This window comes from Bdellovibrio reynosensis, assembly GCF_022814725.1.
GTDB classification, from domain to species: Bacteria; Bdellovibrionota; Bdellovibrionia; order Bdellovibrionales; family Bdellovibrionaceae; genus Bdellovibrio; species Bdellovibrio reynosensis.
Genome location: NZ_CP093442.1, coordinates 1,578,921 through 1,603,375 on the forward strand (window position 1 = coordinate 1,578,921; position 24,455 = coordinate 1,603,375).

General features: G+C 42.9%; 23 protein-coding genes. 10 read left to right on the plus strand and 13 right to left on the minus strand.

Annotation, left to right across the window (positions count from 1 at the left end; all coding sequences use genetic code 11):
• Positions 1–168 precede the first annotated feature (168 nt).
• Positions 169–567: a hypothetical protein gene (locus tag MNR06_RS07335; RefSeq protein WP_243540567.1), complete on the plus strand. Its 399-nt coding sequence runs from the start codon at positions 169–171 to the stop codon at positions 565–567.
• On the opposite strand, the gene MNR06_RS07340 is transcribed toward MNR06_RS07335, so the two are convergent.
• Together MNR06_RS07340 and MNR06_RS07345 are read right to left on the minus strand one after the other, a co-directional pair.
• On the minus strand, positions 542–2,431 hold the full coding sequence (locus tag MNR06_RS07340; RefSeq protein ID WP_243540568.1) for a methyl-accepting chemotaxis protein: 1,890 nt from the start codon (positions 2,429–2,431) through the stop codon (positions 542–544). The two genes, MNR06_RS07335 and MNR06_RS07340, sit on opposite strands and share 26 nt — an antisense overlap.
• A gap of 59 nt (positions 2,432–2,490) precedes the next feature.
• Positions 2,491–3,396 (minus strand): LysR family transcriptional regulator, encoded by a 906-nt coding sequence (locus MNR06_RS07345; protein ID WP_243540569.1) that lies wholly within the window; start codon positions 3,394–3,396, stop codon positions 2,491–2,493.
• A gap of 96 nt (positions 3,397–3,492) precedes the next feature.
• Here MNR06_RS07345 and MNR06_RS07350 point away from each other — a divergent pair, with 96 nt between their 5' ends.
• Positions 3,493–4,218, plus strand: coding sequence for a hypothetical protein (locus MNR06_RS07350; RefSeq protein WP_243540570.1), 726 nt, complete (start codon positions 3,493–3,495; stop codon positions 4,216–4,218).
• 110 nt (positions 4,219–4,328) lie between these two features.
• A complete protein-coding gene (locus MNR06_RS07355) occupies positions 4,329–5,144 on the plus strand; it encodes a hypothetical protein (RefSeq protein WP_243540572.1) in 816 nt (271 codons plus the stop codon).
• On the opposite strand, the gene MNR06_RS07360 is transcribed toward MNR06_RS07355, so the two are convergent.
• The 3 genes from MNR06_RS07360 to MNR06_RS07370 all read right to left on the minus strand — a co-directional run bounded on the left by MNR06_RS07360 (position 5,145) and on the right by MNR06_RS07370 (position 8,737).
• A complete protein-coding gene (locus MNR06_RS07360) occupies positions 5,145–6,563 on the minus strand; it encodes a M16 family metallopeptidase (RefSeq protein WP_243540573.1) in 1,419 nt (472 codons plus the stop codon).
• A gap of 3 nt (positions 6,564–6,566) precedes the next feature.
• Positions 6,567–7,973 (minus strand): M16 family metallopeptidase, encoded by a 1,407-nt coding sequence (locus tag MNR06_RS07365; protein ID WP_243540574.1) that lies wholly within the window; start codon positions 7,971–7,973, stop codon positions 6,567–6,569.
• 254 nt (positions 7,974–8,227) lie between these two features.
• A complete protein-coding gene (locus MNR06_RS07370; protein WP_243540575.1) occupies positions 8,228–8,737 on the minus strand; it encodes a flagellar basal body-associated FliL family protein in 510 nt (169 codons plus the stop codon).
• A gap of 201 nt (positions 8,738–8,938) precedes the next feature.
• On the opposite strand from MNR06_RS07370, the gene MNR06_RS07375 reads away from it, so the two are divergent.
• The 3 genes from MNR06_RS07375 to MNR06_RS07385 all read left to right on the plus strand — a co-directional run bounded on the left by MNR06_RS07375 (position 8,939) and on the right by MNR06_RS07385 (position 11,851).
• The gene (locus MNR06_RS07375) at positions 8,939–9,538 is read left to right on the plus strand and encodes a L,D-transpeptidase family protein (protein ID WP_243540576.1); all 600 of its coding nucleotides are present in this window, start codon (positions 8,939–8,941) and stop codon (positions 9,536–9,538) included.
• A 12-nt stretch (positions 9,539–9,550) separates the two neighbouring features.
• Positions 9,551–9,901 (plus strand): L,D-transpeptidase Cds6 family protein, encoded by a 351-nt coding sequence (locus tag MNR06_RS07380; RefSeq protein WP_456237214.1) that lies wholly within the window; start codon positions 9,551–9,553, stop codon positions 9,899–9,901.
• Positions 9,902–10,012: 111 nt separating this feature from the next.
• Positions 10,013–11,851: a 6-bladed beta-propeller gene (locus tag MNR06_RS07385; RefSeq protein WP_243540578.1), complete on the plus strand. Its 1,839-nt coding sequence runs from the start codon at positions 10,013–10,015 to the stop codon at positions 11,849–11,851.
• A 196-nt stretch (positions 11,852–12,047) separates the two neighbouring features.
• On the opposite strand, the gene MNR06_RS07390 is transcribed toward MNR06_RS07385, so the two are convergent.
• The 5 genes from MNR06_RS07390 to MNR06_RS07410 all read right to left on the minus strand — a co-directional run bounded on the left by MNR06_RS07390 (position 12,048) and on the right by MNR06_RS07410 (position 16,667).
• On the minus strand, positions 12,048–12,239 hold the full coding sequence (locus tag MNR06_RS07390; RefSeq protein WP_243540580.1) for a hypothetical protein: 192 nt from the start codon (positions 12,237–12,239) through the stop codon (positions 12,048–12,050).
• Between the two features lie 110 nt (positions 12,240–12,349).
• Positions 12,350–13,105, minus strand: coding sequence for a rhomboid family intramembrane serine protease (locus tag MNR06_RS07395; protein ID WP_243540581.1), 756 nt, complete (start codon positions 13,103–13,105; stop codon positions 12,350–12,352).
• Entirely contained in the window at positions 13,098–13,709 is a 612-nt protein-coding gene (locus MNR06_RS07400; RefSeq protein ID WP_243540582.1) for an HIT family protein, read from the minus strand. The genes MNR06_RS07395 and MNR06_RS07400 overlap by 8 nt, the downstream gene beginning before the upstream one ends.
• A gap of 8 nt (positions 13,710–13,717) precedes the next feature.
• Positions 13,718–14,686, minus strand: coding sequence for a signal peptide peptidase SppA (gene sppA, locus MNR06_RS07405; protein WP_243540583.1), 969 nt, complete (start codon positions 14,684–14,686; stop codon positions 13,718–13,720).
• A gap of 184 nt (positions 14,687–14,870) precedes the next feature.
• Entirely contained in the window at positions 14,871–16,667 is a 1,797-nt protein-coding gene (locus MNR06_RS07410; protein ID WP_243540584.1) for a 30S ribosomal protein S1, read from the minus strand.
• A gap of 251 nt (positions 16,668–16,918) precedes the next feature.
• On the opposite strand from MNR06_RS07410, the gene MNR06_RS07415 reads away from it, so the two are divergent.
• On the plus strand, positions 16,919–18,238 hold the full coding sequence (locus tag MNR06_RS07415; RefSeq protein WP_243540585.1) for a prenyltransferase/squalene oxidase repeat-containing protein: 1,320 nt from the start codon (positions 16,919–16,921) through the stop codon (positions 18,236–18,238).
• Positions 18,226–18,732: an OsmC family protein gene (locus tag MNR06_RS07420; RefSeq protein ID WP_243540586.1), complete on the plus strand. Its 507-nt coding sequence runs from the start codon at positions 18,226–18,228 to the stop codon at positions 18,730–18,732. Before MNR06_RS07415 ends, MNR06_RS07420 begins: the two co-directional genes overlap by 13 nt.
• Here MNR06_RS07420 and MNR06_RS07425 read toward each other — a convergent pair.
• The 3 genes from MNR06_RS07425 to hisC all read right to left on the minus strand — a co-directional run bounded on the left by MNR06_RS07425 (position 18,704) and on the right by hisC (position 21,504).
• On the minus strand, positions 18,704–19,603 hold the full coding sequence (locus tag MNR06_RS07425; protein ID WP_243540587.1) for a TIGR02285 family protein: 900 nt from the start codon (positions 19,601–19,603) through the stop codon (positions 18,704–18,706). The genes MNR06_RS07420 and MNR06_RS07425 overlap by 29 nt on opposite strands.
• A gap of 94 nt (positions 19,604–19,697) precedes the next feature.
• Complete coding sequence (gene cmk / locus MNR06_RS07430) at positions 19,698–20,351, minus strand: (d)CMP kinase (RefSeq protein WP_243540589.1); 654 nt, start codon at positions 20,349–20,351, stop codon at positions 19,698–19,700.
• A gap of 31 nt (positions 20,352–20,382) precedes the next feature.
• The gene (hisC, locus tag MNR06_RS07435; RefSeq protein ID WP_243540591.1) at positions 20,383–21,504 is read right to left on the minus strand and encodes a histidinol-phosphate transaminase; all 1,122 of its coding nucleotides are present in this window, start codon (positions 21,502–21,504) and stop codon (positions 20,383–20,385) included.
• Between the two features lie 96 nt (positions 21,505–21,600).
• On the opposite strand from hisC, the gene MNR06_RS07440 reads away from it, so the two are divergent.
• Together MNR06_RS07440 and MNR06_RS07445 are read left to right on the plus strand one after the other, a co-directional pair.
• Positions 21,601–22,953, plus strand: a complete 1,353-nt coding sequence (locus MNR06_RS07440; RefSeq protein ID WP_243540592.1) for a hydantoin utilization protein — start codon at positions 21,601–21,603, stop codon at positions 22,951–22,953.
• Positions 22,950–24,347, plus strand: a complete 1,398-nt coding sequence (locus MNR06_RS07445; RefSeq protein WP_243540593.1) for a hydantoinase B/oxoprolinase family protein — start codon at positions 22,950–22,952, stop codon at positions 24,345–24,347. Before MNR06_RS07440 ends, MNR06_RS07445 begins: the two co-directional genes overlap by 4 nt.
• The last annotated feature ends 108 nt before the right edge of the window (positions 24,348–24,455 follow it).

Here is a 24,455-nt window from a genome sequence, read left to right on the forward strand (position 1 = left end):
ACTACCGCGCCATTAAGGCCTATTTTTCGAGGGACTGACAAAGTCCCTCTTTTCGTTTAAAACCTTCCAATGCTTCGTCTAATTCTTCTTTTTAGCTTTTTCATTTCAAGCTTTTCCTATGGGAATACCTGCGAACCCAGTTCCCGCTCTTGTGGGTTTTATAAATGCATGGAACAAAAGCAACCCTGCGGTAAAGATGGCTACTGGCTTCATTTCGGCGACCATTACTGCAATAAGTTTTTAGACGACCAGGCGGCATTCCCCCAAAAGACCCAAGTATGGCTGAAAGATGTGCGCGAATGCCTGCAAACACGGGCAGAAGAATTATCCAGACAGATTTCCTGTGAACGCATGCAGGAAGAAGCTCTGGACAGCCACGTGGGCTGCTATATTGATACAGGTTTTTGTGATTTAAATTTATATGAAAGAATGAAAGTCTATTGGTACCTAAGACGGACCATGATGACATCGCATGCGTGGAAGGAAGCAGCGGCCATTCATAACCTTTGCTTCCTACGACCGGTTCAACCCAACCGCTATACTACGCAGCCTTCGTCGAAGTTTTAAATCCTCTGTTAAGGGGTACGACTTCGGCTTGTTGCCGTTGGACAGCATCGCCATACACCACAAGGTTCAATTCTTCCACGACACCGTTCATAATCTTAGCTTGGCTGTTAATTTCTTCTGCCGTCCCAGCAATCTCTTCTGACGAAGCCGCATTAGATTGCACCGCTTGATCTAACTGATTCATAGCCTTGCTGATTTGAGCAATACCAGTGCTTTGCTCTTCGCTGGCCATTGAAATCTCGTTATTAAGCTCTGAAACCTTTTTCACTGATTTAACGATCTCTTTAAGCATGTCACCAGATTTTGCAGATTTTTTAGCGCCATCTTCAATCTTCTCTACAGAATCCGTGATTAAGGTTGAAATGTCCTTCGCGGCAGAAGCGGACCTGTGCGCTAAAGAACGTACTGCTTCAGCGACTACAGCAAAGCCCTTTCCGTGGTCTCCGGCTCTTGCTGCTTCGACGGAAGCATTCAAAGCAAGAAGATTTGTTTGGAAAGCGATATCATCGATTACGTTAATGATCTCTTCAATCTGCTTAGATGTATTGCTGATAACATTCATTGAACTAATAAGTGATTCCATCTCTTTTTCGCCATTCACCGCTAGTTCTGAAGAACTTAACGACAAAGTCGCCGCTTGCTTAGCGTTGTCAGAATTCAACTTAACCATCGAACTCATTTCTTCAAGACTTGCCACAGTTTCTTCCAAAGCAGCCGCAGATTCACTTGAAGAAGATGAAAGGGACTGTCCAGCAATGGTCAGCTGGTTGATGGCAGAGCTTACTTGTTCGCTTGAAGAATTTAATTGCGCCGACAAAGAACTGACTGATTTAGAAATGTACTTGGCGATCAGCACAACTGCTGCGAATAAAATTAAAATCCCCGTGATGGCAATGATGATTTGAGTCCACAACATTTCTGTTGCAGCTGCTAAAACCGTTTTAGTTGGTGTTTTAACGATCAATGCCCAAGGTTGCTCTGTATCACCCAACATCATTGGCGAAACAACATAAAGATATTCAGCGCCATCAGCGGGATCCACTCCAGAAATAACAACTTCTTTACCCGTGGAAATAGCATCTTTGAATTTCCCTGCTTCAAACGGAAAGTCCGCAGGTTTTGTGATGAGTTTTTCTTCCGGATGAGAAACGTAGTTCCCACTTGTCGTCACTAAATAGGCTTGTGACGTTTTATAAGGACGAATAGCCCCTACTTTTTTTTGAATTTCTTTTAACGGTAAATCAACCCCCGCTGCACCCACGAACTTACCGTTCATCATTATAGGTACTGCAGCTGAAGTCATAAGAACCTGTACTCCATCGATCGGATACAGATAAGGTTCCACCATCGTTTCTTTTAAACGCGTTTTCGGAACTAGATAGTAATCACCTTCACCTGGATTGGTGTATCCAATTAAAGGTGTCACAGAGGCCTTGCCGCCTTCCCAGTTTGCGTAAGGAACAAATCTTCCCGTAGCATCGTGGCCGGATGAATTTGCGAATTCACCATCTTTACCATCCCAGGCGTTTTGTTCCCAACCAGTCCATGTTCCCACTAAAAATTTATTTTTTATTAAGCTATCGCGGATAGATTCAGCCACGTGCTGACGGTTGGTGTGGCCTGATTCTTTTAAGGACTCTACTGTGTGCGCAATATTTCTGGCTACAGAAAGGCCTTTTTCAACTTCAAGACGAAGCTCGTTTGAAGATCCTCGTGCCATCGCCACTAATTTTTCAGTGGCATCATTCGTCGCCATTTGATTGCTTTGCTTGGCCATGAAGAAAGTCATGGATCCTAAGACAATCACTGCTATGAAGATGATGGGGGTCGCAAGTTTGACCTGAATAGAATGATTTTTGCGCATGATGAGTTCCCTTTGTCGAGCACTCATCGGAATTTCCTTTTTAGGAATTAACTGAACTTTTAGCCTTTCTCTTGTTGAGCCATCGTTTGATAGAAGACTTCAAGTAAAGCTCGGTTTTCAGAATTCTTTTTATAATAAAACATGAGGTCGATTTCGTAATGAAGGTCTTTGACGTAAACACGGTTTAAGCGTCCCGACCTTACTTGCTTCTTAATTGAATGGGCTGGAAGAAAACCCCAACCCAGTCCAGCTTCGATCACTCTTTTCAGCGTTCCCACATTGGCTGATTCGAAAATGGATGGGACGTTCACGCCTAAAGAATCAAGTTTTGAATTCACAGCATTGTTGAATCCAGGGAACTCGTCAGTAAAGTTCACTAAAGAAAATGATCCAATATCCTTAAGGCTGATTTGCTGGGGCATTTTTTCTTCTTTTGATGACCCCACTAGCCACATTTCTTCTTTTACTAGAAATTTTGATTCGCAATTTTCAAGCTCAGATGCAAACTCTACTTTTACATCCGGAAGAATCAAGATGTCGTAATGACCTTTTTTGAAACTCTTGATCAGTTCATCACCACGGTCATAATCGATCTTCAACATCAAATCAGGATTGTGCCTCATAAGACGGCCCACGATGGGACTCATTAAGTGCAATCCTAAAGAGTTCAGTGTCCCAATTCGCAACTGACCTTTCATTTGATGCCCAATGGACTTAATGGCGATTTCCGCTTGTTGAGTCAAATTGATAATTTTTTTTGCGTACTCATAAAGAACCTCCCCTTGAGGAGTCGCTTTAATCTGGCGTACGCCGCGCACTAAGAGTTCGACTCCTAGATCTTCCTCTAGATTACGAATCTGCTGAGACACCGCAGGCTGCGTAAGATAAAGCTTATCTGCCGCTGCAGTCATACTGCCTTCGCTGATGACTGTAACAAAAGTGGTCAGCTGATAGAGGTTCTTCACGGAAAATCTCCTTTGCGCTTAGTGGAGTGCTCTAATATACTTAAATGCATTAACAACTTGTTTACACTCCGACGTCGTCGGAGTAGCGGAGTCTGCATGAAGTATCGTTTGTTCGCATCACTCGCCGTTATTCTACTCAGTTTTAGCGCTCAAGCAAAAGTCTTTCGTAATGCCTATATCGCTTTTGAAATGCCAGAGTCCTGGAAATGTAATCTTGAACAGACCGAATGGGTTTGTCGTAGTGAACAAACTAAAGAATCTAAAGAAGCGATCATTATCTTAACAGCCAAAGAAGTGGGCCCTACAGACACGTTTGCCCTTTATGAATCCCATTTAAACGCGCCAATCTCTGTGAATTTACGCGGCGGTGGGATGACCGAATCGAAAATCGTTTATAAAGCGAAAAGCGTGCAAATCAATGATCAGCCGTGGGTAGATTCATTGCACTTAGGCTCAGAAGTTCCTAACTACTTCACTCGTTACCTAGCAACCATCAAAGATAAAATTGCAATCCTTGTCACCTTTAGCGCCCACAAACAGTACTACACGAAATACAGCCAAGACTTTTTTAAAGCTGTGATGAGTCTAAGAGTCATCGCTTCTAAAAACCTTTACACCAAACCAGACCTTGGTCCTATCCGCCCCGGCTCTGAAACATTAGGAGCACCGATCAGCTCTGCAATGCCTGCGGATATGATGCAGGGTGAAGGCATGGAAGAAGGAAGCGGTAATAAAAATAAAACCATGTTGTTAATGGGTGCTTTGATCCTTGCTGCTTTAGGCGCGATCATTTATTTACGCGCTCGTAAAAAACGCAAGTAGATTTCTAATAAACTAAAAAAGCCGTCTCTAGTTGAGACGGCTTTCTTTTTGCCTTAAATTTTTACTAAGGCTTGTTCAAGACCGCCTGTGGTCATTCCGAAAAGTATGGCATGGAAAAAAGACTTCGAGCCCTTCTGTCGGCATTATTTTTAGGCGCTTGTTTATTGTTGTTTCAAAACTGCAGTCAGAACAACGTAGGTTCTAATCCCAACCAGAATTTCCCAGAGTCCACGGCACTGAACTATTTTAAAACCACTCAGAAAATTGTCGTTGATGTTTATTACGAACCTGGGGCTGAACCTTTTGCCGACACCACGCTTGCAGGAATGCCTTACTGGCAAATTCTTGAAGACAATTTACAAGCCATCTTTCAGTACCGTAGCTCAATACCCGTCCTTGTAGTTCCAAAACAAATTAACGAAATGAACACGCTGCCAGCACAAAATAAAACCGACTGGCTAGGAACGGAAATCTTAGATCTTCACAGCAGAACCAACCAAGAAAGATCCACCGCCGCAGAGGCCCACTTTTCAGTATACTTTCTGAAAGGCTATTTTAATTCTGGCAGCGGACCTTCAAATGCCGTCTTAGGCGTCAGTCTTTCCGGGACACCGGTATTAGCCATTTTTAAAGATGTGATTAATTCTTCTTCTAGCTCTGCTGTCGTAAAAAAATATGTCGAGCAAAGTACACTAGTACATGAAATGGGTCACGCGTTGGGCTTTGTGAATAACGGAGTGCCTATGGCGACACATCACCAAGACACGGCCCATGGGGCCCACACAACGAATTCTGATTGTGTGATGTATTGGATGAATGAAGGTGCAGGTGACTTAAGAAACTTCGTTCAAAAATACATCACCTCTGGTTCCACCGTGATGTGGGGGCCAGAGGTGCTTTTAGACGCTAAAAATTATAGCGAGTGATTACTTCATTCTTTCGATTTCTGGTTTAAACTTTTCAAACTGCGCGATGATGCTTTCATCGCCATAAACTAGAACCTTTAATTTTTCTGGGTTCAAAGTTTGTTTTAAAGCGGCGTTAGATTCCTTATTCGAAATGCTGTTCACCGTTTTATTAAAGTTCAGAAGGTAATCTACGGAAATACCATAGAAATCCAAAGCTAAAAGATTATAAGCAAGTCTATCCGCTGTTTCGATGGCTCTTGGGAACTGACCGACAAGTTGATTCTTAGACGCATCCACTTCTTTATCATCCGCACCTTTTTCAACGTAATTTCTAATAACAGCCAACGCTTCTTCTAAAGTCTTTCCAGCTGTTTCATTTTTAGTGAACGTGGAAACTTCAAAACTTCCTGGCTCTTTTTTCACGTCAAAGTAGGAATAAATTGAATAAGTCAAACCTAGATCATCCCTTACCTTTTGATTTAGGCGGCTAGCAAAGCTGCCCCCTAAAACTTCGTTTGCTAAACGCAACGTTAGGTATTCTTTATCAACTCTGGAAATCCCTATTTGACCGATACGGATTTGCGTTTGTTGCAAACCTTTTTTTACAACCAATTTAACTTTCAAACCATCGATTACCGGAGGAGCTTCAGCTTTGATAATTGGAATACTTCGTTTACCCCATTTGCTGAATTGTTCCTGCACGCGTTTTTCAAAATCCTCTTTAAAGTTTCCGACTACGGCTAAAGAAGCATTATTCGGTCTATAGAAAGTAAGATAGTGCTTAATGATATCTTGCTTCGTGATACCTTTTAAGCCTTCAATCGTACCGTTTTCATCGCGACCATAGGGATGGTTACCAAAAAGGTATTGATCCATTTTCAAATTTGCAAAAGCAGAAGGATTATCTACTTTCTTTTGCAACGCCGCTACCATCTGTGCACGGATACGGTTGATCTCGCCTTCTTTAAAGGCAGGATTCATAGTGACGTCAGCAAACAGATCTAAAAGAAAATCCGAAGACACATTTAAAGAATCTGCATATACAGTCGTGATGTCAGCTCCGGCACTGATATCAATGGAAGATCCTAATTGACCAAAATCATCGGCGATCTTCATGGCATCGCGACTTTGCGATCCTTGTTCTAAAAGATAAGCGGTTAATGCATTAAGGCCCGCCTGTTGAGCTGGCTCTTGCATCGTCCCAGTCTTAAGCATCATGGTTAAACTGATGCGCGGAAGACTTGTATCGCGAATAAAAACGATTTTTAAACCGTTGTCCAAGGTCACAGTTTTATAAGGCTGTAACGTGAACGACCCGTTACCTTTAGTCACATAACCAGCTGGCGCCTTAGCCGAGTCTTTGGATCCAGTGCTAGAACAGGCCACCATGACAGAGCAGATCAGAGGAAGTGTCAGAGCTAATGATGATGCTTTCATGGATTATTCCTTTTTCGCCTTAGGTTCTAAACTAATAATAGAGCGTTGAGTTTGTTGCATATATTTTTCAGCAACACGTTTGATGTCTTCAGCAGTGACCGCCTGATATCTTTCTAAATCCGTGAACAGGCTTTGATAACTTCCAGTCACGATTTCATTCACCGCTAAGGAGCGAGCTTTTCCGTCCATGGTTCTTAAACCATCAACTAGGTCCTTCATCACTTGAGTTTTAGCTTTTTCAAGTTCGCTTTCAGAAACCTTTTGATTTCTTAGTTTATAAATTTCGTTATAAACCACGTCCAAAGCTTCTTGAATGCCCATACCTGGCTTAACTGCCGCACCCACACCCATCACACCTGAATCTTGAAGGGCGCGGTTATAAGCATAAGCAGAAGTGGCGATTTGTTTTTGGTATACCAAGCGTTTGTGCAGACGGCTTGAGCTGCCATAACCTAAGATATTCATCGCTAAATCCAAAGCATACATATCTGGATCACTTTGTTTTGGACTGCGGAAAGCGACGATGAAGGAACTATTTTGCACGTCCTTTTTCAACGTCGCATTCAGTTGAACCTTCTGCGCTGGTTCTTCGGGATATTTTCTTTCCGGCAAAGGACGTGAAGGCAACTGGCCATAATACTTTTCAATCAGGCTTTTTACTTTCGAAGTTTTGAAGTCACCAACCAAAACTAGAACAGCATTATTCGGTACGTAGTACGTGTTATAAAAAAAGCGCAACTTTTCAGAATCATAAGCTGCGATGTCTTTCATGTACCCGATCACTGGCCACTTATAAGAATGAACTTTGAACAATGTTCCCATCATTAATTCATTCATTAGACCCATTGGATTGTTATCAACTCTCCAGCGCCGCTCCTCTGCCACGACTTCTTTTTCACTTTTAAGATCATCCGGGCTGATAAGAAGCGAACTCATACGGTCCACTTCCATATCCATCACCAATTCTAACTTCGAACTTGGAAGATCTTCGTAAAAACCTGTGTAGTCATTGGATGTGAAGGCATTGTTAGTTATACCGTTTTCATGGAAAATACGGTCAAAGGATTTACCGTCGTACTTCTTGGCACCCTTAAACATCATATGTTCAAGCATGTGCGCCGCCCCCGTCACACCAGGATATTCATCACGGGAACCCACACGGTACCAAGTGTGATAGCTCACCATCGGGACAGAGTGGTCTTCTAACAAAATCACCGTCAGTCCGTTTGGCAAAACAAACTTTGTAACTGGAAGAGAAATCTTAAGATCGTCTTTAGAGCTCCATCCTTTAATGGCACCGATAACATCAGCTTTCTTGCTATCTTTAACTGCAGACGGAGTAGGTTCGACGGCGTAAGCAGAAGCAGCAATGCTTAAGCCTACAAATAAAATTGAAAAACGTGTCTTCATGCTAGAACTTCTTTCGTTGAAAAATCCGACCTTCCTAGTGTGAAACTCTGGGAAGCGGAGATCAACGAAATGCGGCTAGTTAAGACTTTTGGCAGAGCTTGGATATAAGAAATTACCGAGAGACAAGGGTTGACGAGAAGTGGGCATATGCAAGGCGGAAGGGATTTCGCGAAATGGAGGCGTACCTGTAAGGTACGCCGGAGAGAAGCGAAAGCCCTGACAACGCAGTCAGATGCTCGCTTATCGTCGACCCGTTACTGAACCACGAAGTCAGAGAAGAATACATCCTTTACAACACCCTGTTTCAGGATGCCATTCACTTCACCGGCAATTTTATCTTTCAGGAAAAGTTTGCCTTGAATGCTGTCTAAATCAGCAAAAGCTTTTTCATTTAAAAGACGTACGATACGGTCACGGGCCTTAGCGCGGTTTTCAGGCTCCATCACCTCTTCAAAACCATCTTGCCCCAACATTTGTAAATTCACTTCAAGTCGGATCGTGCGCTTTGGTTCGCCACCCAAGTTCACGGTGAATTTTTCCATCGTGTAAATAAGAGGTCCCGCGCCTTCAGTGCTTTCAACTGAAGCAAGTTCGCGGTCGGCTTGCTCTTCGCTGATAGATGGATTTTCCCATCCCATCGTCGAGGCATAGACCATGTACCCGCCCGCTCCCATCATCGCAAGATTCAAGACGGCAAACGCCACCTGTAAGAGCTTTCCCAAGTTCTTTGGTTTTGCTGCTGCTTGTTCTTGTTTTTCTGCCATGTAAACCTCTTGTCATAGAAACTATCGGTGAAACAGGCGAAGGTCTTAAGATGTAAGACCACAATTCTGGACAATTTTTAATGGATGAATGTCTATGAAAATGACTAAGCATTGGACACAAAGACCCTAACACTTGACAAGAATGCACTGTATTGAAGCATAATAAAGACTATGAGGTTTAGGTTCTCAGGCGTTGCTTTATTGTTTTTTACTCTTCCGCTTTTTGCTGAAGAGCCTTCTCGCATTGAGACACCTGAACTTCTTCCTGCACCGCTTTTACAAATCTCTGAAACAGAAGCTTTTTCCCGCTACGTTTTTCTAGTTGATAAAGAGCAACGTAAGCTCACCGTGTTTGAACGTAATGGTGAAAAGATCAAAAAGGTTGAAGAATACCCAGCTGACATCGGTAAAAAAGGTGGCAACAAAACCAAACGTGACGACCACAAAACTCCAGAGGGCATTTACTTCTTAGAGAAGAAATTAACTCAACCGAAAATTCCGTTCAGTCTTTATGGAGCTTTGGCGTTTACTACGAACTATCCAAATCTTTTTGATCAGCGCGAGCATAAAACGGGCTCTGGCATTTGGCTTCACGCCATCCCTGACACAGTTCCGTTAACTCGTGGATCCCGCGGTTGCGTGGTTGTTAGAAATGAAGTGATCAAAAAGTTAGAAGATTATATTAAGCTGGGTGAAACGCCGATCTTGATCTTTGATCAAGTGAGCTATGTTACTAAAGATCAGCATGAACAGCGCCGTGTTCAAATGAACTCTTTTATTGAAGGCTGGCGCAATGCTTGAGAAAACCAAGACATCGAAAAGTACATGAGCTTTTACGATCAAGACTTCAAAGCTCCAGGTTTTAATTTCACTAGCTGGAAAGCCCACAAAGCTAACTTAAAGACTAAGTACGAATTTATCAAAGTACGTTTGTCACAACCTTATATCGTAGCTCACAATGATCAGTTGCTAGTTAAGACGTTACAGCGCTATGAATCTGACCAGCACGTGGATTATGGAGTTAAGACTATTTACGCTTTAAAATCAGGCGACACTTATAAAATCATCCGTGAAGAGTGGACTCCATTTAGTCAGCAAGAAGTCAGCGCTGCGATCGCTCGAGGCGATTCAATTACTGCGCAAGCTAATCAATCTCAGCAGTAGTCCCTAGTAAAATAATACGGAATAGTTATCACATAAAACCGTCTCAGACTGAGACGAACCTGGACTTTATTATTTAGCAAAGCTCATTAAAAGCCGAATAGTTATATACAAATGGCACTTTTGAACGTCGGCTTTTTCCATTTTGTTATCGCACTTATGTTCGTGATCCTGACCACGGGATGCACGATGGACGCTATCGTTGCTAATTTAACCAGCGAACCCCCCGCCGACCTTACTGAACCCTCTGAAGACATCCCGGTAGAACCTAAAGGCACCTTCCCTATCGGCAAAACAAAATATCCGTTTGTACAGCCAGCTAGTATGCTCTTTACGCCCGAAGGACATCTCCTTGTCGCATCTGCAGGTGAAGGCGCATTTACGGTGCAAAAATATAATGTCAGTGATGACACACTGATCATGGGATTTGGGCCTTCTGGCTATACCGATGCGGAAATATCTACACCAGAAAAAATCGGCTTAGATCCAAGCGGAAACATTTACGTTCTAGAGGTAGGACAAAATCAATTCAAAGTCTTTAGTTCCACTGGGACTTTCATTCGCAAAGTGGGAAGCTCGGGCGCAGCTGCAGGACAATTTAACGGCGCTGTCGATTTATCTATCGATAAAAACGGATTGATTTACGTCGCAGAATGTACAAACGACCGAATCCAAGTTTTAAATGCGAATGGCACCTTTAATAAGTATATTGGAACTGCAGGAACCGGGAACGGACAATTGGATTGTCCAACCAGTGTATTTATCGATGAAAACCTAAATGTTTTCGTTGGTGATCATAATAACAGACGCATTCAGAAATTTGATTCATCTGGTGCGTATGTTTTGAAGTTTGGTTCGAATGGCAATGGCCCGGGGCAATTCAATTCTGTCACAAGAGTGCGAGTGAATTCGTTAGGTGAAATTTTTGTCTTAGATAGAACTCTTAAAAAAATAAATAAATTTTCTGGTACTGGTACCTTTATCTCGTCCTTCACCGGCGATCCCGCAAACCCTATCACCTATCCCTGGGATATTTATGTTGATAGCAGTGATAACGTTTACGTAAGTGATGCTTTAAAAGTTCTGATTACTATGATGGATAAAGACGGCGTTTTTATTAAAAACTATGCCGACTACACTGCTACGGAAAAAGATATCGGTAAACCGACGGGACTATTCGTCGACTCGGAAGATAATATTTTTGTCACTCAAGGTGTCGACACATCTACTCCGCAAAGAGTTCTAAAATTCGATAAATACGGAGTCAAACAAGGAAGTTTCGGAACGAACGGAACCAACGATGGTGAATTTACTTACGCTTTTGCCAGTGCTACTGACAGTCAAGGTCGTATCTATACAACTGACGCTGCACTTTACCGCGTGGTAAAACGCGAAGCTGATGGAACCTTTATCTCTCACTTTGGTTCCAACGGTATGGGTCAGGGTGAATTTTTAGCTCCAGGCGCAATCTTCATCGACAAGTTCGATAAGGTGTATGTTGCGGATGCCAACAATCCGCGCATTCAAATCTTTGACACTGCCGGTACTTATCTAACTGAATTCGGCAGTTCGGGACCAGGTCAACTCGGTGGTCCTTCTGCCATGTTCATAGATAAAGATGGATATATTTTCGTCGCAGACTTGTCAGGTTTCGTCTTTAAATTTAATTCTGCAGGTACTTTTCAATTTAAATTCGCAGCTCCGCAATCCTACGGCATTGTTGTCGATGCCGCCGGTAACATCTATGTTTCTGATTTCTTCACTAACTCTATTAAGAAGTACGATAGTGGCGGAAATTTAGTCTTAATTATCGGCGGCCCTGGACAAGTGGTTGGAAAACTTTCCGCTCCGACAGGATTGGGCATCGACTCTAAAGGCAACATTTTTGTTACAGAACTTTACAACCGCCGCGTCCAGAAGTTCAGTCCGCTCGGAATACCACTTCTTGAGTAACATATTGCCGCCGAATAAACATTATTTACCATAACCCTTGTCTCCCAAAATCTCACTCTGGGTAATGTTGTAGTTCATAGGGGCCGATGAATTCAGAGGACCATTTGTTAAGCCGATAAACTATGAGCATAACAAATAAAAAAGCCTGCTCTTTGAAAGCAGGCTTTTTTTATTTTTGAATTTCACTATGTTGAAACTAGTGAGATTCGTCAGATGAAGAAGAAGCGTTCTTTCCATCAATAGTGAACTTCTCAACGTTGTGAGCAAGATCTGGAAGAGACTCTAGGTGCTTTTGCAATTCTTCTTTAGACATCTCACCAACAGTTACGTTTCTTTCAGTAAGACGTTTATCAAACTTCAAATTTTTATTAGCTTGAGCTAAAGACACAGTAATCTCCTTGTAGATAGGCTAATTTTATAGCCGAATTAAAAGGCAAAGACAAGAATTCAGATGGGGCTAAAAAGCCCCTGAAACCCCGGTAAAATCGCTATTAAGGCCTAATTCCAGTATTTTGGCGGCTTGTCCTTGGATGATTTCTCGTTATCCACGACAAGGCGAAGGTTTCGACCTTTAGATTTGGTGCGACGATTCTGATTATTGCGGTCGATCCAAGATTTAGATTTTAAGCAGATATATCCTGAAACCAAGCCACCAAGATGGGCCAAGTAAGCCACTTCCCCGCCGGAAACCGAAGAAGTCATCATCGAAGCCAGTTGGACAAGGCCCATAAGAGCCACAAAATAACGGGTCTTCATTGGGAACAGCATAAAGAAGTAAACAATTCTTTCGCCGAACAAAATCCCTTGGGCCAATAGCAATCCAAAGATCGCACCTGAGGCACCGATCACTGGAACGATTAAGCCTGTTTGCGACCCCGTAGCCAAGGCCCATCCCCACACGCCCAAGCAGTAAAGAATCGCAGCACCAACACCAGAAACAAAATAATAGATTAAGAAAAATCTCGTGCCCCAACGCTGTTCAAGCTCAGCTCCGAAGAACCACAGCATTAACATGTTGAACAAGATGTGAGTCACCTGCATCGAGTGCAGGAACATGTAGGTAAAGATCTGCCAGATATTAAAATCAAAAAGAACTTTGCCAGGGTAAAGGCCAAAGATCGACGTAAAAGGAATTTTTAAAAATCCTTCCACAATGACTTGAATAACAAACCATACCGCTACATTGATGATCAGCAACCACTTCACTGCAGGAGTCATGGGAGCTGTTTGAAAAGTTACGCCGCCTCTATTCATATTTTTTTAAAATACTCCAAAGCTTATCGTAGGTCTGCTCAAGACTTTCAACCAAGACCTTAGTCTCTGCTATCAGCGGAAAGAAATTAAGGTCCCCCGCCCATCTCGGAATCAAATGGTAATGCAAATGTTCTGGAATGCCAGCACCAGCAACAGCACCATGATTCAAACCTAAGTTAATGCCACCAGGCTGGTAGGCTTCATGTAAAGCTGCCATCACAAAACGAATGGTATTTTGCAAATCCGTGTATTCTTCATCGCTAAGTTTTAACAAGTCCCCACAGTGACGTTGTGGCAGAACCAAAACATGTCCACTGTTATAAGGAAATTTGTTAAGTACCACCATTGAATGTTTTGATTTAAAAACACAAAGAGTATCGAAAGAAGCTTCACTGCCAGCAGCTTTACAGAATACGCAACCCTCGGGTTTAATCAGTTTACGCACATATTTCATGCGATCTGGCCTAAAAAGAACGTCTCTTTCTAAAGGCCAAACTTCACTGTTGATTTTAATCTGGGCAGCCGAAGAAGCTGGTGCTGGCTTCTTGGTTTTTTTTGTAGCTATTTTTTTCTTAGCTGTTATCGGCTTCTTCTTTTTTGCCATGAACTGAATTACTCCCAGTAGCCTGGCATAAGCATTAGCGGTTGGTTTAAGAATTTAGATCTTAAAACAAACTTAAATGCGCCTTCGATATTGGCACCGAAGTTTTGGCTTTTTAAAATATCGCTATAGTCAGCTAGCGAATTCACATCATCATCCATGTCGGAATTACCGAAATCAAAGATGCTCATGCGTTTTTTTGGAATTTCGAAAACGTCGTAGTCGTCACCCAATTTTGCTGTTTCCGCTGCAAGCTTTACAGCGTCTTCGTAAAAACCTTCTTGATCAGCAAAACCCATTTTTACCGCGGTAGCCCCAGTGAAGACACGGCCGTCAGCGTATTCAGCAACGACTTCTTCTTTTAATTTTCTTTCAGTCATCACTGTTGTTTTAAATTGAGCATAAACTTCGTCGATCATGCTTTGGAACAAGGCTTTTTCATCGTCACGCATAGATCTGTACTCTGCTCCAGAATCCTTGAATCGGCCTGAAGTGATTGAATAACGAGAGATCTTAGCCCACTCATAAAGTTTTTCGATGTTCGCAAATTCCATGATCACACCGATGGACCCAACGAGTGCTCCTGGTGCTACGACGATCTTATCGCAGCCTACAGCTGAATAATAAGCGCCCGAAGCCATGACTCCGGTGCTTACACAGATCACCGGTTTTTTAAGCTCTTCACGAACACGCTTGATGGAAGCAAAGATTTCTTGGGAAGGACCCACCGCCCCGCCCGGAGAGTTAATCACGATCAATATCGCTTTTACTTTATCTTCGTCCTTATACTTATCTAAGTTCTTAAGAAATTTTTTGCCGTTAAGAATAACGCCATTCAATTCAAGCTGAAGAATCGAGTTACGGGAAGTCAGGCGCTTTTCCGGTTCACCAAAGAAATCACCGCTTAATTTTAGCAAAGCGCCGATACCAACAAAGATAAGAAAAATAACGATGAGTTTTTTTAAGAAACTGCCCTTCATAGCTGCACCCTCGAAACGTACTTGTTTGAAAATAGAAGTCCGCTTTTTAAATGCGCCAAATTTCAGGCATAAAAAAAGGGACCTTTTAAAGGGTCCCTTTTTATGAGTTCTCAGTCAACGAGTCCTCGATGAGAGGACTCGTCACGCCGTAGTTGCGCGTAGCGCAACGAAGGCGGAAGGAGGACTACTGCTTAGTATCTGTCTTTACGTTTTTCAATTGATCAGCAAACAAGTCACCGAAAGTAGACTTAGAAGTTGCAGTCGCTTTTTTAACGTAATCGTCAACATCAGCTTTAGTTTCGCGAAGTTTAACTAGCTTAGAAGACAAACCGATTTTACGAGCGTCTTTGTCGATAGAGATAACTTCAGCTTTAACAGATTGACCTGGTTTCACGAAGTCTTCAACAGTGTTGATTTTGTCTGTTGTAAGTTCAGAAATGTGGATCAAACCTTCGATATCAGATTCAAGTTCAACGAAAGCACCAAAATCAGCTGTTTTAGTTACTTTAACGTCGTGTTGAGTGCCGATAGCGTATTTAGATTCGATGTTTGACCAAGGGTCAGACTCAAGTTGTTTGATACCCAAAGAGAATCTTTCGTTCTCGATGTCTACGCCCAATACAACCGCGCGAACTTTTGTTCCTTTAGTGAACATTTCGCTTGGGTGATTAACACGTTTAGTCCAAGAGAAGTCAGAAATGTGAACTAGACCGTCGATGCCTTCTTCGATGCCGATGAAGATACCGAAATCAGTTACTGATTTCACTTCGCCTTCGATGATTGTACCTGGAGCGTATGATTCCTTCATTTCAACCCATGGGTTTGTTTGAAGTTGCTTCATACCCAAGCTGATGCGGCGGTTCTCAGTGTCTACTTCAAGAACTACTACTTCAACTTCTTGGTCTACAGTTACTACTTGAGAAGGGTGTTTTACACGTTTTGTCCAAGACATTTCAGAAACGTGGATCAAACCTTCAATGCCTTCACCAAGCTCAACGAATGCACCGTATTCAGCCAAAGATACAACTTTGCCTTTTAGTTTAGTGCCTGGAGGATAAGAAGCTTTTACTGATTCCCAAGGATCAGAAGAAAGTTGTTTCATGCCCAAAGATACACGTTCTTTTTCTTTATCATACTTAAGAACTTTAACTTGGATTTCGTCGCCAACATTCAACATTTCTGAAGGATGTTTTACGCGGCCCCAAGACATATCTGTGATGTGTAACAATCCGTCCATGCCACCAAGGTCGATGAATGCTCCGTAGTCAGTGATGTTTTTAACAACACCAGTAACGATTGAACCTTCAGCCATAGTGTCCAAAGTTTGTGAACGAAGACTGTCACGTTCTTCTTCAAGAAGCGCACGGCGAGAAAGAACGATGTTGCCACGCTTTTTGTTGAATTTGATAACTTTGAATTTGAATTTTTTGCCCAAGTAAACGTCCATGTTGCGAACCGGACGTAGATCGATTTGAGAACCAGGCAAGAATGCTTTAACGCCGATATCAACGCTCAAGCCACCTTTAACTTTAGCAACAACAGTACCTTCGATAACTTCTTCGTTCTCAGCTGCTTTAGAGATATCAGTCCATGCACGTAGCATGTCAGCTTTATCTTTAGATAGAACGATCATTCCGTTTTCGTTTTCGATACGGTCGATCAAAACTTCTACTTTGTCTCCAGCTTTAACTTCGCGAACACCGTCAACGATACGGAATTCATTGATCGCGATCAAACCTTCAGACTTGTAGTTAATATCAACAAGAACATAGTCAGATTGAACTTCTACTACTGTACCTGTGACAACGTCGCCGACTTTGAAGTCTTGTTCTTTCATGGATGCTTCAAATAATTTATTGAAGTCACCTTCAGCTTTGGCAGTCAAAATGCCAGGATTCGCTGGAACCTTTGCGTCTTCCGCATCCAAGAAAGCTAGAACTTTCTGTTTTTCAAGCTCGGCTTTGTTTAATTGTTTTGTCATATTGTTTTTTGGAACCTCCCACGTAGTAAGACCTCTTGGATCCTACCCGTAACCTTTCTTCGCCTCTCTGGGCGAGTCACTGGTTTAGCTAGCTAAGACCCTGGAAGTCAAAGGTTTTGCGCATTCCGGCAGGGATTTCAGCGGTCCTGTGTCGAGAGCGGATTTTGGGTCCAACTTGTATACTTGCAGACTTGGAATCTTGATCCTGACAGATGGCCCCAACTCTAACATATTTGAGCTGGAGGACTGATATGATGAAAATTCTGGGGGCTTTCCTAGTTTCACTTCTGTCTTTACCCTTTGGGAGTTATGCAGCAGGTCGCTATGATTCCCTGATTAATTCCTCTTTAGACTTTCTAGCTGCCTACCAAACTGAAGGGACCGGCGATGGCTATTTCCCCGGCCATTGGAAATCCAAGGTCACTTCCTATGCACCAAGTGCGATTGGCATTGGTAAATTTGCGGTTCCCTACGATGACCCCTCGATCTTTACAGCGGCAATAGTCGCTAATACTTTGGCGGAAATATATTTCCAGAATCCCCGCTTTAAAAAAATTCCTGCGCTGGTAGAGAAAACTAAAAACGGCATTTATCCGTTTCGTTTGAACTCTTACCTTTTTAGTTTTTATCCAGAAAAATATTATCGCGGAACCAAGGTCGTTGGGCCTAAGCACATGTACTTAGCGCGCGCTTGGTGGGGATTTGCCAATGTCCCTCCGGACGCTGATACCAATTCAGCCACTTATACTTATCAGTATTATTTGAATAAATTAAATCCGCGATGGTTGCCACCTGGCCATAGCTCTCCAGTGCCCGCTGTCTTTACAAAAAAACTTGCAAACACGCGGGATTTAAACCGCCATCCCCATGGATACAATTTAGCGCAAGGACACATCAATACAGGAGCATTCATGACTTACCTCATGGATGAAAACAGTGCCGATATGCCGCGATTTTTATTTGCGCCGCCAGATAAAGGACCGCGAATTCCCTTTGCAAAAAACGATGTCGATTGTGTCGTGAATGCCAATATTTTAAATCTGCTATCCCTCGCGAATAAAGAAGACACCCCAGGATATAAATCCACCTGCAATCATCTGCGCCGGGTCGTAAAGTGGAAGCAGTATTTTTTCTGCGGAATGTATTATCCAAGTCTCTATGCCCTTCCCTATTCCATGGCTAACGCTATGGAAAACGGGGCTGAATGCCTTGAACCAACCCGCGATGATTTATTAAGTTACCTGATTCAAAAACAAAATAAAGACGGCTCTTGGCGCAACAGTGTTTTAGCAAGACCTGACTTTATTCAGTCATCGGCATGGGCATTAAATGCATTTTTAATGCTGGGAGATCCAGAAAACAAAGTGCATCGTTATCACGCGCAGAAAGGCTTAAAGTATCTGCTATCACAAAAAATGAAAGACTCTGGCGGCCGAAGTTATTGGAAAGGCGAAGTTTATTTCGCAGCACTGTTTACCGCACGCTTTAATGTCGTGTGGAGATCAACGGCCTACACCACAGCTTTGACAGCGAAAGCGTTCGCATTGGCGGATTCAAAATGGAATTTATAAATGAGTTTGATGATCTTAAAAAACGTCAGCTTGAATTAAAAAAAATCTATCAGGCAAATCCTGAAAAAGCTTTTTTGACATTAAAAGCGGAAGGTATTTTAGGCGAAAATGTTTCCTGCAAAATTGCCTCTGGCAAGCCCCATAAAACAGCAGGCCTTCATCCCTATACTGGCGGGGACGGCAGCTTAGCTTGCTCCAGTGATATGTTGTTAGAATCCTTAGTCGCCTGCGCCGGCGTCACTTTAAATTCCATCGCTTTTCATTTCGGCGTGACCTTGAAAAATACGAAAATAATCGCGGAGGGGGATTTGGATTTTCGTGGCACACTGGGTGTTGATCGAACTGCGCCGGTGGGGTTCACCAAGATCCGTTTGCGCTTTGAAATTGATTCTGAAGTCAGTCCTGACATGCAAAAAAAGATGATCGATCTGACGGAACGATATTGCGTGGTTTATCAGACTTTGATCAATCGCCCCGAGATATCCCTGGTTTAGTTTTTTCGCTTTCACGGTGAAGCTCTAAATACTCTTTTCGCTCTGATTCAGGCAGCATTGCAAGAACATGTTTTAAAGAGATGTCTTTAAATTTTTTCTCGCGCACGACAGGGTTAATATCTTTAAGTCGACTGATCCCCCATGGCGTTTTCACACAAGACACTTTTAAGATGATTGCTTCTTTTGACTGTTTGATTGGTATAAATTTAAACTTCGCTTTTTGGTCCTGCCCAACACCTATGGATGATTTTTCCAGATAATAAGCTAGTACCCCATCAATTCGGCCTGCATCCAACATCTGAAAAAGCCCGCCGACGGCTTGATCGGTCATAAGGCGAAAAGACACTTGATTGCGTTGTAATATCTCATCAACTTCAGGGGAATAAGAGCGGCCCGCCACGACGCCCAAACGGAAACTTCCTAATTGCAGGGTTTTGGCTAGATCCACTTTCCCACCGTCCACTGCATATTTCACCCGAGCGCCTGACTTAACCACTAATCCTGCAGGGATGGTTCTGCCAATTTCTTCACCGAATTGAAGATACTGGGCGCGTTCTGGGGTTTCCTGAAATAGCAAAGAGCAGAAAGGTTTTTTTCCTTCGATAATCTTTTGCATACGTACAAACGGCACACGCAAAAACTTATGCTTATACTGCGGTAAACCACCTTCTAAAATGCGATACCCTTCAGCCAAAGGCCCTTTGGCTTTACCCATATCCACATCGGTATTTTTTGAATTTAAAATCAAGTACGGTGGGAAATCGTTCACGATCCACTGAATGGTTTTTTCATCGTCCGAGGGAACGACAGGAACCTGTGGTGCATCCACAGCGGCCCAGGCAATTGTGAGTCCCAAAATTAAAGAAACCATTTCTCACCTCAAGACTTAAGATTAACAGTCCTTGAGGTTCATTCGAAGAAACACTTCTTTTATTTGCAATCCTACAATGGGTATTGCGAGAAAATTAGATTTTCGCTTTTACGTAGGTAACGACTTTTTCAACAACTTGTTCTAAGTTCAAAGTCGTCGTATCGACGACAAAGGCATCTTCAGGAACGGCCATAGGCGCTACTTTGCGAGTAGAATCCTGATGATCACGTTGTTTTTGAGCTCTTACCATGTCTTCTTGATCAAGCCCCAACTCAGCAGCTCTGCGAGCGGCGCGGTGTTCACTGTGGGCTGTTAAGTAAACCTTCGCTTGTGCTTGTGGGAATACAACGGTTCCGCAGTCACGACCTTCAGCCACAAGGCCTTGAGGTCCGTTGCTGCAGTTTCTTTGCGCCTCTAAAAGGGCTTTACGAACTTCTGGGTAATGACTGACTTTGCTGGCAAAGTTACCAACGTCTTCATGGGCAATAAGATCAGTGACGTCTTCACCGTCGAAATAAACACGGGTGCGATCGTCTTCCATCGTCACTTTCCATACTGGATTGTGAGTCAGATCAGCCAAAGCTTTGACGTCATCAAGGTCGATTTGCAATTGCAAAGCAGCAAATGCCAATCCACGATAGAAAGCGCCTGTTGAAACCCAGTTCCAGCCAAGACGACGAGCCAACTCACGACTGACTGAAGATTTTCCTGAGGCCGCGGGGCCATCTATCGTAACAACCATTCCCATTCTTTCTCCAACTGATAAGTCCATACCGTTGCTATGACAGCGCTGGTACTTCTTTTAGCACTTCAGCCAAAGCTTTAATTGCCGCTTCGTTTTCATGCTCTAGCCCTACACTCAATCGTAAATGGGTTTTGAATCCATAGTTCAAAAGAGGTCTCATGATGATCCCGCGACGCAACAACGCTTCATTCACCTTGGCGGCTTCACGAAGGGTGTCAAACATGACGAAATTTCCCTGAGATGGAATGTATGGCAGGCCTAATTCTTCTAACTTCTTATAAAAGTAATCAAGCCCTTTCCAACAAGTCTGCTGCGAACGCTCAATAAATTCCTTATCTTGCAGAGCTGCATTTGCTGCAACTTGCGCCAAATCGTTGACATTAAAAGGTTTGCGCACTCGGTTAAAAACCTCAATCGTGGCTTCAGGAGCGATCATGGCGCCCAAACGGAAACCCGCTAGCCCATAGATTTTTGAAAACGTACGAAGCACGATAAGGTTGTTGTATTTACCCATGTAATTCTGCGCAGATGCATAATCAGAAGCTCTGACAAATTCATTGTAAGCTTCGTCAAAAATAATCATCACATCATCACGATTGCCTACTTTTTCAAGGAAGCTTTCGACTTCTGCTTTAGTCGCATAAGTACCTGTGGGATTATTTGGATTAGATACAAAAATCAGACGGATGTTTTTTTCTGGATGCGCTAAGAAATGTTCGGCAATCGCTGGTAAATCGAAGCGATAACCTTCTTTCATTGGAATTTTGTGAATCACCGCGCGATTAGCAGGCGCACTGACTTCATAAGCATTAAAAGCCGCTACAGAGGTCAAAACCCCGTCTTTTGGTTCACAATAAATGCGCGTCAACAAGTCAATCAGCTCATCACTTCCATTGCCAATCGCCAATTGTTTAGTAGAAAAACCCCACTCTTTCGACAATGTGTTCAGTAATTCATAGTGAGATGGATCTGGATATAGATGCTGATGATCCAAAGCCTGCTTCACTGCAGCCATCGCTTTTGGGCTAGGACCTAAAGGATTCTCGTTACTTGCAAGCTTATAGACTGTGCTTAAACCATATTCACGCTGAGTTTCTGAAATAGGTTTACCAGGTTTGTAGGGCACCAGGTTCAGAATTTCGGGAGAAATCTTCACGTTAGAATCCTTTTCTTAGAACAATTATTTTGCTATATCTGACCCCCTAGCTTTAACAACATTCTAAAGCAAATTCAATATAGAGAGCGTTTAAAAATGCAAAACCGTTTCGTGTTAGGCGTGAGTGTCGGAGAATCCTTCGCTGAGTACTCACTGTTGTCAGGTGAAGAGGCTTTAGTTCAAAAAAGAGTTTATCTTTCTAGAGAAAACTTAAAACAATCACTGTCGCAGTTTATTGCTGAGCAAAAAGAAAAACCTGAACACGTCTTCGTTAGTTTGCGTTTGCCAAAAAAACTTTTAGATTACCGTTTCGGCGGAGCCGTTGCGCATCTGACCACTGAGGGGTTTGAAAACTGGTTGGATGTCTGCGGCAGCAAACACGCGGCTTTGACTAACAAAGATCTTATTTTTTCCATCACCGAACGTGTGCTAGCTAGCGGTACAATTGAGACGCCTTTAAAAATTGAAGACCTTGAAGCGATCAGCGCAAAACTAAGCCTGGTTGATTGCAAAAAAATCTGTTTGCACTTCTTGCATTCAAATAAAAATCCATCGCATTTGATTCAAGCCCAACACTTCTTTACTGAAAAGGGTCTGGAAGTTTTTGTTCCTGATAATGCTGATGGCGCCGAAACAGAGCGCTGGAATAAAAATGCACTGAACGCCACAATGAGCAGCCTTTTTGAAGAGCGCAAAAAAGAAGTGCTTGAAGCTTGCGAAGGCATTCCTGCAGATAAAATTTATTTCCTAAGTTCTTCAGGCAAACTTATCAATTCAAAGAACGAAGCGCTTGAAAGTCTTTTTGCGGCATCTACAGCCATGGGTATGGTTTTTGGTGCTGATAAGAATACCGATGTTCTTTACTTGGGATTAGAAAATTTCTGGCTGATCTCAGGCCAACAATGGAAAGATTCGTGGAACAGCGCCTGGGGGGATGTCGCTTTAAAGCACGTCCAATTTGATGAGTTGGGCATCCAGCCGACTTTAGGTATCAGCTTAAATAGCTTCAACCGTTTTGATTTCAACACGACTCAAGAAGGTTGGGAGCCCGGCCCGATGTTTTTAGGCCGTGGTCAGAAATCTTGCCTTTTAGATTTATGGGCTGAAAATGCCAAGCTTGCAAAGACCGCGGGCCTTGAAGATCGTTTGGCTCCGCAAGGAATCACGCGTTTCAAAAACAGCCTTTTTGCATTATCTAAAATCAGTAAAATCCGTGATAACGAAGTAACGACGATCACAAAAGAACTGCAAAGTTTGTCTATGCATCGTTTAGCGATGGAAGCTTACTTAAAAAGAAAATCCAAAAAACTTTTAGTGACAGGTCCCTTAGCCAATGTGTTTGCCAACGTCTTTAAGAAAGATGCTCAGACCACTGTTGATGTTAAAGACTTTGCTGAATCCACTGCCACAGCAGTCTTCGGAATGAAAACCCTCGAGGCTTCTTTATGAATTATCAAGTAGAACTGTTCCATGCATTACTGAACGACTTCCTTAAGGGTGAATCTGCATTAGTCACGTTAGAAGGTGAAGTGTTAGCGGTTCGTGGTGAAAAGCCTGTTACTTTCGGCACATTAACGACAGCGGCAGCAACTGCTAGCAAATATTTAAAATTACTTGAAGGCGATATCGTTCTTTTAAATGATCCTTATAGCGGCGGCAGCTTGCTTTCAGAAATGACTTTTGTTGTCGCAGTGTCAGAGGATCTTTTATGGGTCACTCGTCGCAGTATTGAAAGCTCACTAAAACTTGCAAAGTCCGTTGAAGAAGAAGGCTTAAGAATTCCGCCAACGCCGATTCTGCAAAAAAACCAACTTAACGAAATGATCTTGCAGGCCATGGCTTCCCATCCCGCTTGCCCCCCTCGTTTTGTTGAATGGTTGAAAGAACAGGTCCGTGATCTAACTTTGCAAACCAAAAAATTGCATGAGGCCTTAGAGCTAACAGGCTTCACTGTGACTTCCGAGCTTATCGAAGAATACATCGAGCTTTCTAAGCAAACTGCAGTCCAAAAAATCAGCGAGTTATCATCAGGTGAAGCACGCATTGATGTGGTTTTAGATAGCGGTGAGCTTTTACGTGTGAACATGGATATTCACGACGGCCGGATTGCCCTAGATTTCGGTGGTACTAGTGGCGCAAAAACAGTGTCACTGACTGAATCAGCGACCTATGGTGTTTGCTTTTATGTGATCAGTTCTTTTTATGGCTTTAATAATATTTCTAATTCTGGATCGTTTTCTATTTTGCAGATTACAAAACCCGCAGGCTGCTGGTTGGTAGGGAAATACCCTGCACCAACTCACAAAGGCATGACTTGTGGTGTGGCGGCTTTGCAGACGGCTTTGGAATTAGCCTTAGCGCAAATTCATCAGAAAAAAGAAAAGTCAGTAACCAGTCATTGTCCAATCTATTTTGACCTTCACCATAACGACAATCATGCTCTGTTCACTTTATCCGGTGGCCAAGGAGCTGATGGCAACTGTGACGGTGTTTCCGCCCATGCTAATAGCTTTTCAATTGAAAAATTAGAATCGCAATTCCCAGTGAAAGTTCAACGCATTGATCAGCGCAACTCTGTGGGCGGTAAAGGCAAGTTCAGTGGCGGTCGCGGTGTGATCATGAAGTTTGAAGTCACTGAGGACGTGCAAGGCACATGGCTTACGGATTTGACTTTGCACCGTCCCCGTCTGCCGAAAAATTGTAGCCATGGGGACCCATGCGCTATTTCCTTAGAACAGCAGGGCCAACAAAAAACCTTACCGGTCCTTGGTCAACAGCGCTTTACTCGTGGTGATATTATCACGGTGTGTTCTGGCTCTGGCGGCGGTTTCGGAAAAGAGTAAATTCACTTTAGTTTCAGACCGCTTGCAGATACTTTGAATGGGTGTATGCTTTGAGATATGAAATATCTCTTTAAGATACTGCCTCTTTTGATTTGTCTTATAGCTTCA